Here is a 13,679-nt window from a genome sequence, read left to right as displayed (position 1 = left end):
ACTCAGCACAGCGCCGGACTCAGCGCCTGGTGCAGCCGACTGTGCGGCGGCACGCTGGCAAGCAAAAAATCCATCTGATCGACCAGGATGCGCCGCCCGCGCAGGATCATGTCCTCGTGCAGGCTGGGCACATAAGGCAGGTAGTACAGCGACCAGCTCAGCTCATCGAGCGTGCGGTTGCCTTTGCGCCCATTGCAGTTGCGGCAGGCGGTGATGCAGTTGCGCCAGCTGTCACGGCCGCCGCGCGAGGTGGGCACGATGTGCTCGCGGGTGAGGGCGTCGTAGGGGAAGTGCTGGCCGCAGTAGGCGCACAGGTGGCGATCGCGGGCAAACAGCTTGGGGTTGGACAGCGCGGGCTCCTGTCGCCAGGCCCGGGTCGGGACACAGCCCCGCACGGCAACGATGGGGTGCAGCGGCAGGCGCGAGGGCAGGCCCGAGTGTCGCTGGACGCCGCCGCGCAACACCATGAACGGGTCGCCGATCGTCCAGGCGACCTCATCGGTGGCATACAGCAGCGCCGCGTCCCTGGCCGACAGCCAGGCCTGCGGACGACCTGACACGTCAAGTTGCAGCACGTCCATACAGCCCTCATTCAGGCGAAGATGGGCACAGGATAGAACATCTTGTGTGACATTCTCAAGATGTTGGCATCGGCCCAGGCTTGGGGCGCTGGCAACCAAGGGCCAACCCGGGGTTGGCAAGGGGCCCTTGTCCCCCGAGGATGGGGGGAAGAACCCACAGATCCCACTTTTTTTTCACGGACTTCACACAGCCGCCATCATTTTCTGCAAAATAGCACGACCGTTCGTTTTATTTTGAGGAAGAGCTGTGGCCACTGTGACCCCCCACGACGTCAAGCCTGCCCATGAGGCCGGGCGTGAGCGTGGGCGCGGGGCGCACAAGGGCCAGCAGACCCGTGCTGCCATCCTCGACGCCGCCTTGAGCCTGGCCGCCCAGATGGGCATTGAGGGCCTGTCGATCGGCGCCCTGGCCGAAGTCACCGGCATGAGCAAGTCCGGCGTCTTCGCGCACTTTGGCTCCCGCGAAGAGCTGCAAATCTCCGTCATCCGCGAATACCACGAGCGGTTCGAGGAAGAGGTGTTCCGTGCCGCCATGCGTCAACCGCGCGGCCTGCCGCGCCTGCGCGCCCTGATCAAGAACTGGGTGAGCAAGGTGGCCACGGAAATCGATTCCGGCTGTATCTACATCAGCGGTGCCGTCGAGTTCGACGACCGGCCCGGACCCGTGCGCGATGCATTGGCCAGCATGGTGCTGCTGTGGCACGGCGCACTCAACAAGGCCATCCAGCAGGCCATCGACCTGGGTCACCTGCGCGCCGACACCGACCCGATGCAGATGCTGTTTGAAATTCATGGCCTGATCCTCTCGCTCCACCACGATGCGCGCTTCCTGCGCTCGGCCGGCGCGGTGGACCGGGCCCGTGTGGCCTTCGAGCGCGTGGTGCAGTTCTACGCGCAAGGGGCGCCCCACCCCCTGTTTCCGAACGCGGCGCCGACCGGTGCCGCCCCTGTTTGACCCCCGATCACCTGGCTTATAGATCAGGTAATTTCTTGTTTAACGTGCCTTTCTGACCGAGGAGCTTCACGATGCCTTCTTACACCCCCCCGCTGCGCGACATGCAATTCGTGATCCACGAGCTGCTCGGCGCTGTCGATGAACTCAAGCAGATCCCCGCCTATGGCGATGTGGATGCCGACACCGTCAATGCCGTGCTCGAAGAGGGTGGCAAGTTCGCCTCCGAAGTGCTGGCGCCTCTGAACCTGGTGGGCGACACCCAGGGTTGCGTCCTGAACAAGGAAACCCACGAAGTCAAGACGCCTGATGGCTTCAAGGAAGCCTACAAGCAGTACACCGAAAACGGCTGGTCCGCGCTGTCGGCTGATCCGGAGTGGGGCGGCCAGGGCCTGCCCATCCTGGTCAACCAGGCCATCTATGAAATGCTGAACTCGGCCAACCAGGCCTGGACCATGTACCCCGGCCTGAGCCACGGCGCCCATGCGGCCCTGGAAGCCCATGGTTCCGACGAGCAAAAGAAGACCTACCTGCCCAAGCTGACCTCCGGCGAGTGGACCGGCACGATGTGCCTGACCGAGCCGCATTGCGGCACCGACCTGGGCCTGCTGCGCACCAAGGCCGAGCCCGTGGGCGACGGCACCTACAAGATCACTGGCCAGAAGATCTTCATCTCGGCCGGCGAGCACGACATGGCCGACAACATCGTCCACCTGGTGCTGGCACGCCTGCCCGACGCTCCCGCTGGCTCGAAGGGCATCTCCCTGTTCGTCGTGCCCAAGTTCAACGTCAACGCCGACGGCTCGCTGGGTTCGCGCAATGGCGTGTACTGCGGCGGTCTGGAGCACAAGATGGGCATCCATGGCAATGCCACGGCCCAGATCGTGCTGGACGGCGCCATCGGCACCCTGGTGGGCCAGCCTCACCGTGGTCTGATGGCCATGTTCGTGATGATGAACGGCGCCCGCCTGGGCGTGGGCAACCAGTCCCTGGGTCTGACACAGGTCGCCTACGAAAACGCTGTCAACTACGCCAAGGACCGCGTGCAGATGCGTGCCCTGTCGGGTGTCAAGCGTCCGGATCTGGCTGCCGACCCCATCATCGTGCACCCTGACGTGCGCAAGATGCTGCTGACCGCCCGTGCCTACGCCGAAGGCGCCCGCGCCCTGGTGTACTTCACCGCCGTCGAGCTGGACAAGGCCCACAACCACCCGGACGAAGCCGTTCGCAAGGAATCCGACGACACCGTCGCCCTGCTGACCCCGATCGTGAAGGCCTTCATCACCGACAACGCCTGGGAAGCCACCGTGCATTGCCAGCAGGTCTTCGGTGGCCACGGCTTCATCCACGAGTGGGGCATGGAGCAGTTCGTGCGTGACGCGCGCATCAACATGATCTATGAAGGCACCAACACCATCCAGTCGCTGGACCTGCTGGGCCGCAAGGTGCTGGGCGACGGTGGCGCCAAGCTGACCAAGTTCGGCAAGCGCGTCTCGGCCTTCGTGAAGGAAAACGCCGACAACGCCGCTCTGCAAGAGTTCACCGTGCCCCTGGCCGACTTGGGCAAGAAGGTGCAAGCCTTCACCATGGAAATCGGCATGAAGGGCATGCAGAACCCTGACGAAGTGGGCGCAGCCGCCGTCGACTACCTGCGCGTGGTCGGCCACATGGTCTACGCTTACTTCTTCGCCCGCATGGCCAAGATCGCCCTGGAAAAGCAAGACTCCGGCGACAAGTTCTACACCGCCAAGCTGGCCACCGCGCGCTTCTACTTCGCCAAGATGGTGCCCGAAGTCGAAACCGCGATGATCACCGCCAAGGCTGGTCTGAAGCCCCTGATGGAAATGGACGAAGCCCTGTTCTAATCGACAGGTTCTTCAAAGGGAGGCGGGTTCACCCCCTCCCTTTTCTCTCGTTCCAACCACACACCTGAAGTTCCCCTAGGAGAGAACATGAGTCAATTCAATGTGCGCAAGGTGGCCGTGCTCGGCGCCGGCGTCATGGGCGCCCAGATCGCGGCCCACCTGGTCAACGTGAAGGTGCCGGTCGTCCTGTTCGACCTGCCCGCCAAAGAAGGCCCCAAGAACGGCATCGTGACCCGCGCGGTCGAGAACCTGAAGAAGATGAAGCCGGCGCCTCTGGGCGTGGCCGATGACGCTGCCCTGATCCAGCAAGCCAACTACGAAGAGCACCTCGAAGAGCTGCGCGGTTGCGACCTGATCATCGAAGCCATCGCCGAGCGTCTGGACTGGAAGGAAGATCTGTACAAGAAGATCGCCCCCTTCGTCAACGACCGCGCCATCCTGGCCACCAACACCTCGGGTCTGTCCATCACGGCCATGGCCAACGTGCTGCCTGAGCAGCTGCGTTCGCGCTTCCTGGGCATCCATTTCTTCAACCCCCCGCGCTACATGCACCTGCTGGAGCTGATCCCCACGGAGCTCACCGCTCCTGAGGTGGTTGACCAGTTGGAAACCTTCTCGGCCTCCGTGGTCGGCAAGGGCGTGATCCGTGCGTATGACACCCCCAACTTCATCGCCAACCGCGTGGGCGTGGCCGGCATGATGCTGACTTTCCGCGAAGTCGAGCGTTCGGGCCTGGGCTACGACATCGTCGACGACCTGACCGGCAAGAAGCTGGGCCGCGCCTCGTCGGCCACCTTCCGCACCGCCGACGTGGTGGGTCTGGACACCATGAACCACGTCATCAAGACGTTGCAAAACGGTGCCCGTGACGACGTGTTCTCTGGCGCGTTCGAAACCCCCGCCGCGTTGACCAAGCTGCTGGAGCTGGGCAACTTTGGTCAAAAGACCAAGGCCGGTTTCTTCAAGAAGGTCGGCAAGGACATCTTGCAGTTCAACGCCGCCACGGGTGAGTACGTGGCCGGCGGCGGCAAGGCCGACAAGGACGTCGCCGAGATCCTCAAGAAGCCGGCTGCCGAGCGTCTGAAGGCCCTGCGTGAGTCGAGCAACCCGCAAGCCCAGTTTGTGTGGGCCATCCTGCGCAACGGTTTCCACTACGCCGCTGTCACGCTGGAGTCCATCGCCGAGTCCGCTCGCGACATCGACTTCGCCATGCGTTGGGGCTTCGGCGCCAAGCAAGGCCCCTTCGAGCTGTGGCAAGAAGCCGGCTGGAAGCAAGTGGCTGAATGGGTGCAGGCCGACATCGACGCGGGCAAGGCCCTGTCGTCGGCCCCGCTGCCCGCCTGGGTGTTCGACGGCCGCGACGGTGTGCACACCGCCGAAGGTTCGTGGTCGCCCAAGGCTGGCAAGTACGTGCCTGTGCGCGACCTGCCCGTCTACAAGCGTCAGTACTTCCGTGAAAGCGTGCTGGGCTCCAACGCCCCGAACGCCGCCACCGCAGGCAAGACCCTGTTCGAAGACGCCGCCATCCGCCTGTGGACCCTGGACGACGAAGTGGTCATCGCTTCGATCAAGTCCAAGATGCACACCATCAGCGAAGCCGTGACCAATGGCCTGGCCAAGGGTCTGGAAATCGCCGAAGCCGGCTACAAGGGCCTGGTGATCTGGTCGCAAGACGGCCCGTTCTCGGCCGGTGCCGACCTGCAGTCCATGATGCCTGCCTTCATGAGCGGTGGTGGCAAGGCTGTGGCCCCGTTCGAGAAGGCCCTGCAAGACTTCATGCTGAACCTGCGCTACAGCAACGTGCCGAGCGTGGCCGCTGTGCACGGTCTGGCACTGGGTGGTGGCTGCGAGCTGGCCGTGCACGCTTCCAAGCGCGTGGCCGCCATGGAAAGCTATGTGGGTCTGGTCGAAGTCGGCGTGGGTCTGATCCCCGGCGGCGGTGGCCTGGCTTACCTGGCCCGCCGTGCAGCCGAACTGCTGGAGCCGTCCAAGGGCGTGTCCGGCCAGATCGGTGGCGAGCTGATGGGCTTCGTCAAGGAAGGCTTCCAGGCTGCGGCCATGGCCAAGGTGGCGACCTCCGCCATCGAAGCCAAGAAGTTCGGTTACCTGATCGACGGCGACGTGATCGTGGCCAACAAGGACGAGCTGCTGTATGTGGCCATCGCCCAGGCCAAGGCCATGTTCGAGTCGGGCTATCGCGCCCCGGCCAAGAAGCTGTTCCCGGTGGCTGGCCGCAACGTCAAGGCCACGCTGCAATCGTCGCTGATCAATATGCGTGACGGCGGCTTCATCTCGCAACACGACTACCTCATCAGCTCGTGCATCGCCGATGTGCTGACCGGCGGTGACGTCGATGCCGGCACCCTGGTGAGCGAGGAATACCTGCACGCCCTGGAGCGCAAGCACTTCTGCACGCTGCTGGACAACCCCAAGACGCAAGAGCGCATCATGGGCATGCTGTCGACCGGCAAGCCTGTCCGCAACTGATCGATCGGAGACACACACAATGTCCAAGCAACTCCGCGACGTTTACGTCGTTGCCGCCACCCGTACCCCGATCGGCAAGTCTGGCCGTGGCGTGTTCAAGAACACCCGCCCGGACGATCTGCTGGTGGCCACCATCAAGAACGCCCTCAAGCAAGTGCCCACGCTGGATCCGGCTGCCATCGAAGATGCCATCGTCGGCTGCGCGATGCCGGAAGGCGAACAGGGCATGAACGTGGCCAAGATCGCCACGCTGCTGTCGGGTCTGCCCAAGACCGTGGCCGGGGCCACAGTGAACCGCTTCTGCGCGGCCGGTATCACCGCCGTGTCGATGGCCGCTGACCGCATCCGCGTCGGTGAAGCCGAAGTCATGATCGCCGGTGGCGTCGAGTCCATGTCCATGGTTCCCATGGGCGGCTCCAAGCCGTCGTTCAATCCCAAGGTCGTGGACCTGGACGAGAACGTCGGCATCGCCTACGGCATGGGCATGACCGCCGAGAAGGTGGCCGAGCAGTGGAAGGTGACCCGCGAAGAGCAGGACGCTTTCGCCACTGAATCGCACCGTCGCGCCATCGCCGCTCAGCAAGCTGGCTGGTTCGATGCCGAAACCACGCCGATCGAAATCGAAGTGCGCACGCCCAACCTCGAAACCGGCGAAGTGACCATCACCAAGAAGGTCATCACCCGTGACGAAGGTGCCCGTCCTGAGACCTCGGTCGAAGGTCTGGCCAAGCTGCGTGCCGTGTTCGCGGCCAAGGGTTCGGTCACCGCCGGCAACTCGTCGCAGACGTCCGACGGCGCTGGCTGCCTGATCCTGGCTTCGAAGGAAGCCTGCGAGAAGTACGGCTTGACCCCGCTGGCCAAGTTCGTGGCTTTCGCGGTCAAGGGCGTGCCGCCCGAAATCATGGGCATCGGCCCGATCGAAGCCATCCCCAAGGCCCTGGAATACGCTGGCCTGAAGGCTTCGGACATGGACTGGGTCGAGCTGAACGAAGCCTTCGCGGCGCAGTCGCTGGCCGTGCTCAAGGATCTGGACAGCAAGGGCCACGTGCTGGACCGTGCCAAGGTGAACCCGATGGGCGGCGCGATCGCCCTGGGTCACCCCCTGGGCGCGACCGGCGCCATCCGTGCGGCCACTGTGGTGCACGGTCTGCGTCGCACCGGCGGCAAGTACGGCATGGTGACGATGTGCATCGGCACCGGCCAGGGCGCTGCCGGCATCTTCGAGCGCGTGGACAGCCTGTAATCGGCTTCACCGCGTTTGACGCCTGAAAAAGCCCGCCCTCGTGCGGGCTTTTTCCTGAGAGCTGTATGGAACACCTGACGCTTCACACCGACGATGGCCACACGCTGGCCGCCCGCTGTTACCGCCCGGCCGATGCGTCGGTGGCGGTGCAGCGCGTGGTCATCCTGGCGCCGGCGCTGGGGGTGCCCCAGTCGTTTTACGAGCGCTATGCCCGCTGGTTGAGCGACCACGGCTGCATCGTCTACACACTGGACTGGCGCGGCATGGGCGCGTCGGCGCCGGCCGATCTGCGGCGCTACCGGGCCAAGCTGATCGACTGGCCGCTGCACGATGCCCCGGCGATCATGCAGTGCGCCGTGAGCCGGCACCCGGATCTGCCTATCAGCTGGTTCGGCCACAGCATGGGCGGCATCCTGTATGGCCTGATGCCACAGTTGCCGCAGATCGACCATGTGGTCACGCTGGGCAGCGGCAGTGGCCACATTTCCCAGCTGGCGCGGCCGCTGCGCTATGGCATGTTGCTGTTCTGGCATGTGATCGTGCCGCTGAGCGTGGCGCGCCATGGCTATTTCGCCGGCAAGCGCATCAACGCGGTGGCCGACCTGCCGCGTGGCGTCGTGGGGCAGTGGAAGCGCTGGTGCGCCTCGCCCGACTTCTGCTGCGTGGAAGGGCCGCATGTGCGTGAGGCTTATGCCGCCGTGCGCCGGCCCATCACGGCGGTGCTGTTCACCGACGACAAGATGGCGCACCGGCGTGGGGTCGAGGCCATTCACGGCCTCTACACTGGCACGTCCGTGCGCTACCTGACCCTGCATCCGAAGGATGTGGGGGCGGCCTCGGTGGGCCACTTTGATTTCTTTCACACGCGCACCGGTCCCAAGGGCTGGGCGCACAGCCTGAGCTGGCTGGGGGTGTCTCCCGCCGCGCCGGCTGCTTCCTGATTTCCTTTTCCGTTCGCGAGGAACCACACCATGACCGACGCCATTTTGTCGAACCGCGAAGGCGGCATCCTGACCCTGACCTTCCACCGTCTGGACAAGAAGAACGCCATCACGCGCGCGATGTACAGCGCGCTGGCCGAGGCACTGGAAGCGGCCGCCACCGATGACACGGTGCGCGTGGCCGTGATCCAGGGTGATCCGACCTGCTTCACGGCGGGCAACGACCTGATGGACTTCCTGAGCAACCCGCCCGACATGACGCCGGGCGCCGAGCCGGCGCCGGTGGTGCGCTTCCTCGCCATCTTGCGCGACTTCCCCAAGCCGCTGATCGCCGCCGTGGCCGGTCCGGCCGTGGGCATCGGCACGACCTTGCTGCTGCATTGCGACCTGGTCTATGCCGGTGACAACGCGGGCTTCAGCCTGCCGTTCGTGAACCTGGGCCTGTGCCCGGAAGCGGGCTCCAGCCTGTTGTTGCCGCAGATCGTGGGCTACCAGCGCGCCGCCGAGAAGCTCTTGTTCGGCGAGCCCTTCTCGGCCGAAGACGCCCTGGACATGGGCCTGGTCAACCGCGTGTTGCCGCCCACCGAGGTCAATGCCTATGCCCAGGCGCAAGCGGCCAAGCTGGCGGCCAAGCCGGCCACCTCGCTGCGCGTGACCAAGGCCTTGATGCGGCAGAGCAACCACGAGGCGCTGCACGCCGTCATGCTGGCCGAATTGCAGCAGTTTGGCAGCCTGCTGACGGGCCCGGCGACCAAGGAGGCCATCAGCGCCGTGATGGAAAAGCGCAAGCCGGACTTCTCCAAGTGCTGAGCTTTTGATGATCAGGATCAAGCCTGCGGACGGAGATGGGGCGGCGATAGCGATCATAATCTTTGGATCGTGCGCGTGGCGCCCTCCGTGGATGAATGGCTTTTGCTCCTGTCTCAACTGTCCCCCGACGTGATCCAGCCCGTGCTGGATGCGTTGCCGATGCCCGTGTTTTTCAAGGACCGGGCGGGCATTTATCGGGGCTGCAATGAGGCGTTCACGGCCTTGCTGGGCTTGAGCCCGGCGGAGGTCGTGGGCAAGTCGGTGTACGAGCTGTCGCCTCCTGACCTGGCGCAGGTCTATTTCGAGGCCGACGAGGCCCTGATGAGCGCGGGCGAGAGCCAGCGTTATGAGTCACAGGTCCAGACCCCTTCGGGGCAACGGCTGGACGTGATTTTTTACAAGACCGTGCTGAGGAGCGCCGAGGGCCAGGTCAATGGCTTGGTGGGCACCATCCTCGACATCACCGATCGCAAGCGGATGGAGCGGCAGCTGGCCGAGATGGCCACGCGCGATCCCTTGACCGGTTTGATGAACCGGCGCGCCATCCTGTCGCACCTGGAGCGGCTGCACGCCGACCGGCGCAGCCAGCATGAGCCGTTGTGTGTGCTCATGTGTGACGTCGATCACTTCAAATCCATCAATGACCGGCATGGTCATGCGGTGGGCGACGAGGTTCTCACGCAGGTGGCGCAGCTGCTGCGCCAGCACCTGCGCGATGGCGATCAGGTCGGTCGCATCGGCGGGGAAGAGTTCTTGGTGGTGCTGCAAAGCACCGAGCCGGAGCAGCTGATCCAGGTGGGCGAGCGCCTGCGCCAGGTGGTGGCGGTGCACCCGCTGCTGAGCCTGGACACCACGTTTTCCGTGACCCTCAGCATCGGCGGGGCGCGCAGCCTGCGTGCCGACGAGGACTGGGCCAACTTGGTGTCCCGCGCGGATCAGGCCTTGTATGTGGCCAAGCGCACCGGCCGTGACCGTGTGGTGATGGCCGACGGCGAGCCCGTGCGCCAGCTGCTGCACAAGGACTGGCACAAGCAGCTGTGAGGCAGCGCGCGGCGCCGCCGCGTGGCGACGTGTCAGGCCGGGAAGGCCTCAGCGCTCGCTCTGGAAGCCGCCTTGACGGAAGGTCAGCACCAGGGTGTCGCGCCAGCCGTGGTCGTCGAGCGGCTGAATGGGTGAGGTTTCGTGGATCACGCGCTCGTCGTCCAGCAGCACGGTGCTCCACGGGGTTTGCAGCGTGAAGCGCACGCCGCGCGGGCCTTCGGCTTCAAAGACGCGCGTTTCGCCGCCCTTGATGGCATGGCGCCCCAGCATCAGCACGGCCACGAAATCGACGCCATCACGGTGGGCGCCTTCCGGAGTGGGGCGGCCAATGCCACCGGCGGTGTCGACACGGAACTGGTGTGCCTCGATGAACCACATCGGCACCGGCTTGGCCTGGGCCACCAGCAAACCAATCTGGCGCAACAGGGCCTGCCACAGCGGGTGGGCGCAGATGGCGGGGGCCACCGGCTCGAACCAGCGCTCGAAGCCGCCATGCAAGGCGTTGTAGGTGACCGGTTGCCAGTGGGCGCGGTGCGGGGTTTGCACCAGTTCGCCCGAGGCCGTGTCCAGCGTGAAACAGCTGTGGCGGCGGAAGCGGTAGGCGCCGCCGTCGCGCAGGTGGGTGTCGGGCGGAAGGTCGGACCAGCTGGCGTGGATGGTCTCGGCGGCGGTGTGATCCGCATGCAGCCAGTCGAGCAGGTCATCGGGTTGGATGACGGCCCAGCCCTGGGCGCGCAATGCGTCGGCAGCCAGGCTGGGCGGTGTGGAAATCAGGGCGTCCATACCGAGATGGTCGCACAGTCCGGGAGCCCCGCCGGACGACAGGGCTTGAGGCGAATCAAATCAGGGCGCCGGGCTCAGCTTCTGGCCGGACACCTGTACGCGGGCGCCGATGGCGTAGCGCTGGCCCACGGTGAAGGACTGCACGTTGCCGTTGTCGAGCTTGACCTTGGTTTTGTACAGGGTCTTTTTCTTGACGTGCTTTTCGACTTCGTTGCCGGCGTAGCCCCCCGCCACGGCACCGCCGGCGGTCATCAAGGCGTTGCCGGTGCCTTTGCCCACCTGGTTGCCCAGCAGGCCACCGACGACGGCGCCAGCCACCACACCGACGCCACTGCCTTCGCCTTTGACCTGAACGGCCTGGACGTCGGTCACTGTGCCGCGTTTGGCTGCGGACTGGCTGGTGCGCGTGGGCTCGGCGGCCTGGGCCGACAGCGTGGTCAACAGCCCGGCGGTGAGCACGCTCAAGCCGATCAGGCCGGCCAGCAAGCGGGTTGCCACTTGCTGGCGAAGGGGGGCGCGGGAGAGCGCGTGGCGGGCGTGGTCAGCGTGTGAAGCAGGGTGATGCATGGTGTGTCTTCCGGCAGTCGAGCCATTCAGAGTCTGACACAAGCCCCGGTGCGGAGCTGTATCCGTGTGTGTGGCGCCGGCGAGCGTGATGACGCCGGGCGCGGAAGTCACGCCTGGACGGCGCGGGGTTTGCCTTCGAGGTCGATGGCCACGTAGGTGATGTTGGCCTCGGTGACCTTGAACAGCTGAGGCTGGCTGGGGTTGCGCTCGGCCCAGACTTCCATGTGCACGGTGATGGAGGTGCGGCCGATTTTCTCGACGCGGCCATAGAGCGACACCACATCGCCCACCGAGACGGCCTGCTTGAAGGTGAACTGGTTGACGGCCACGGTGGCGATGCGCCCGCGCGAGACGATGCCCGGCAGGATGGAGCCGGCCAAATCGACCTGGGCCATGATCCAGCCGCCAAAGATGTCGCCATTGCCATTGGCATCCGAGGGCATGGGCACGACGCGCATCAGCAACTCCATTTCGGGGTGCAGATCCGGGGGGCACATGAGGATATTGGGCTTGGGCGTGAGGGTCATGATCAATCAGGTCGACAATCGACGTTTCGAACTCAATCAGGCATTGTTCCAGAATGCGACGCTACGCTTCGCCACCTGCCGGTGAAAACCCGCACTCCGTCACAGATCAGCCCCGCTCCGAGCGCGACACGCTGGCGCGGCTGTGGCCCTATCTGTGGGCCTACAAGGGCCGCGTGCTGCTGGCGCTGGCCTTCATGGTGGGCGCCAAGCTGGCCAATGTGGGCGTGCCCCTGTTGCTCAAAGACCTGGTGGACACGCTGGCCCCCAAGGCCGGCCCGGCGCAGGCGCTGTTGGTGGTGCCTGTGGGCTTGCTGGTGGCCTACGGGCTGCTGCGCCTGTCCACCTCGCTGTTCACCGAGCTGCGCGAGCTGGTGTTTGCCAAGGCCACCGAGGGAGCGGCGAGGCGCATCTCGCTGCAGGTGTTCGGGCACCTGCACGCGCTGAGCCTGCGCTTTCATCTGGAGCGCCAGACCGGCGGCATGACGCGTGACATCGAGCGTGGCACGCGGGCCGTGCACTCGCTGATCTCGTACTCGCTCTACAGCATCATCCCCACGCTGATCGAGGTCACGCTGGTGCTGACCCTGCTGGCCACCAAGTTCGACATGGTGTTCGCCTGGATCACCCTGGCCGCCTTGGTCGTGTACATCGCTTTCACGGTGACGGTGACGCATTGGCGCACGCGCTTTCGCCGCGAGATGAACGAGCTGGACTCGAAGGCGCACACGCGGGCGGTGGACTCGCTGCTCAACTACGAGACGGTGAAGTACTTCAACAACGAGGGCTTCGAGACGCAGCGTTACGACGAGTCGCTCGACCGGCTGCGTCAGGCGGCCTTGAAGTCGCAACGTTCGCTGTCGCTGCTGAACACGGGGCAGCAGACCATCATTGCCGTCGGGCTGATCGCCATGCTGTGGCGCGCCACCGAGGGCGTGGTGGCTGGGCGGATGACGGTGGGCGATCTGGTGATGGTCAACGCCTTCATGATCCAGCTCTACATCCCGCTGAACTTCCTGGGCGTGATCTACCGCGAGATCAAGCAGTCGCTCACCGATCTGGACAAGATGTTCACGCTGATGACACGCGATCGCGAGGTGGCCGATGCGCTCGATGCGCGACCGCTGCTGCTGAAAGGGCCGCCGTCGGTACGCTTTGACCAGGTGCAGTTTGCCTACGATCCGAGCCGGCCCATCTTGCACGACCTGAGCTTCGAGATCCCGGCCGGGCAGACCGTGGCGGTGGTGGGGCCTTCGGGCTCGGGCAAGTCCACGTTGGCGCGCCTGCTGTACCGTTTCTATGACGTTCAGGGCGGGCGCATCACCGTCAACGGCCACGATGTGCGCAGCCTCACGCAGGACAGCCTGCGCCGCCACATCGGCATCGTGCCGCAGGACACGGTGCTGTTCAACGACACGGTGGCCTACAACATCGCTTATGGCCGGCCGGATGCCACCCACGACGAGGTGGTGGCCGCAGCCCAGGCGGCGCGCATCCACGATTTCATCAGCGGCACGCCCAAGGGCTACGACACCATGGTGGGCGAGCGGGGTTTGAAATTGTCGGGCGGCGAGAAGCAGCGCGTGGCGATCGCGCGCACGCTGTTGAAGAACCCGCCGGTGCTGGTGTTCGACGAGGCGACCTCGGCGCTGGACTCGGCCAACGAACGTGCCATCCAGGCCGAGCTGGCGGCGGTGGCCCAGGGCAAGACGGTGCTGGTGATCGCGCATCGCCTGTCCACCATCGTGCACGCGCACGAGATTTTGGTGATGGAGCACGGGCGCATCATCGAGCGCGGCACGCACCCGCATCTGCTGGCGGCCAATGGGCGCTATGCCGAGATGTGGCGGCTGCAGCAGGCGGGGCAGGACTGAGGCAGGGGCGG

12 protein-coding genes are annotated in these 13,679 nt (G+C 65.2%); 8 read left to right on the top strand and 4 right to left on the bottom strand.

Annotation, left to right across the window (positions count from 1 at the left end; genetic code table 11):
• Nucleotides 1-2 precede the first annotated feature (2 nt).
• Nucleotides 3-581, bottom strand: coding sequence for an HNH endonuclease (locus tag AC3WW4_RS16930; RefSeq protein ID WP_488829598.1), 579 nt, complete (start codon nucleotides 579-581; stop codon nucleotides 3-5).
• Nucleotides 582-828: 247 nt separating this feature from the next.
• On the opposite strand from AC3WW4_RS16930, the gene AC3WW4_RS16925 reads away from it, so the two are divergent.
• The 7 genes from AC3WW4_RS16925 (at nucleotide 829) to AC3WW4_RS16895 (ending at nucleotide 9,920) form a co-directional block, all read left to right on the top strand.
• The gene (locus tag AC3WW4_RS16925) at nucleotides 829-1,536 is read left to right on the top strand and encodes a TetR/AcrR family transcriptional regulator (RefSeq protein ID WP_488829597.1); all 708 of its coding nucleotides are present in this window, start codon (nucleotides 829-831) and stop codon (nucleotides 1,534-1,536) included.
• A 71-nt stretch (nucleotides 1,537-1,607) separates the two neighbouring features.
• A complete protein-coding gene (locus AC3WW4_RS16920) occupies nucleotides 1,608-3,398 on the top strand; it encodes an acyl-CoA dehydrogenase C-terminal domain-containing protein (protein WP_488829596.1) in 1,791 nt (596 codons plus the stop codon).
• 87 nt (nucleotides 3,399-3,485) lie between these two features.
• A complete protein-coding gene (locus tag AC3WW4_RS16915; protein WP_488829595.1) occupies nucleotides 3,486-5,885 on the top strand; it encodes a 3-hydroxyacyl-CoA dehydrogenase/enoyl-CoA hydratase family protein in 2,400 nt (799 codons plus the stop codon).
• Nucleotides 5,886-5,904: 19 nt separating this feature from the next.
• Complete coding sequence (locus AC3WW4_RS16910; RefSeq protein ID WP_488829594.1) at nucleotides 5,905-7,128, top strand: acetyl-CoA C-acyltransferase; 1,224 nt, start codon at nucleotides 5,905-5,907, stop codon at nucleotides 7,126-7,128.
• Nucleotides 7,129-7,193: 65 nt separating this feature from the next.
• Nucleotides 7,194-8,069 carry an alpha/beta hydrolase family protein gene (locus tag AC3WW4_RS16905; RefSeq protein WP_488829593.1) on the top strand — a complete coding sequence of 292 codons (876 nt, stop codon included), beginning with the start codon at nucleotides 7,194-7,196 and terminating at the stop codon, nucleotides 8,067-8,069.
• Between the two features lie 30 nt (nucleotides 8,070-8,099).
• Nucleotides 8,100-8,879: an enoyl-CoA hydratase gene (locus tag AC3WW4_RS16900; protein ID WP_488829592.1), complete on the top strand. Its 780-nt coding sequence runs from the start codon at nucleotides 8,100-8,102 to the stop codon at nucleotides 8,877-8,879.
• A gap of 87 nt (nucleotides 8,880-8,966) precedes the next feature.
• Nucleotides 8,967-9,920 carry a GGDEF domain-containing protein gene (locus AC3WW4_RS16895; protein WP_488829591.1) on the top strand — a complete coding sequence of 318 codons (954 nt, stop codon included), beginning with the start codon at nucleotides 8,967-8,969 and terminating at the stop codon, nucleotides 9,918-9,920.
• 48 nt (nucleotides 9,921-9,968) lie between these two features.
• On the opposite strand, the gene AC3WW4_RS16890 is transcribed toward AC3WW4_RS16895, so the two are convergent.
• From AC3WW4_RS16890 to AC3WW4_RS16880, 3 genes are all read right to left on the bottom strand, one after another.
• The gene (locus AC3WW4_RS16890; protein WP_488829590.1) at nucleotides 9,969-10,703 is read right to left on the bottom strand and encodes a 2OG-Fe dioxygenase family protein; all 735 of its coding nucleotides are present in this window, start codon (nucleotides 10,701-10,703) and stop codon (nucleotides 9,969-9,971) included.
• A gap of 60 nt (nucleotides 10,704-10,763) precedes the next feature.
• Nucleotides 10,764-11,270, bottom strand: coding sequence for a glycine zipper 2TM domain-containing protein (locus AC3WW4_RS16885; RefSeq protein WP_488829589.1), 507 nt, complete (start codon nucleotides 11,268-11,270; stop codon nucleotides 10,764-10,766).
• 107 nt (nucleotides 11,271-11,377) lie between these two features.
• On the bottom strand, nucleotides 11,378-11,797 hold the full coding sequence (locus AC3WW4_RS16880; protein ID WP_488829588.1) for an acyl-CoA thioesterase: 420 nt from the start codon (nucleotides 11,795-11,797) through the stop codon (nucleotides 11,378-11,380).
• 53 nt (nucleotides 11,798-11,850) lie between these two features.
• Between AC3WW4_RS16880 and AC3WW4_RS16875 the strand changes: the two genes are divergently transcribed.
• On the top strand, nucleotides 11,851-13,668 hold the full coding sequence (locus tag AC3WW4_RS16875) for an ABCB family ABC transporter ATP-binding protein/permease (RefSeq protein ID WP_488829587.1): 1,818 nt from the start codon (nucleotides 11,851-11,853) through the stop codon (nucleotides 13,666-13,668).
• Nucleotides 13,669-13,679 lie beyond the last annotated feature (11 nt).

This window comes from Aquabacterium sp. TM01 (assembly GCF_057808345.1).
The sequence above is the reverse complement of the archived record's forward strand: the minus strand, read 5'-3'. Positions and strand labels throughout refer to the sequence as shown.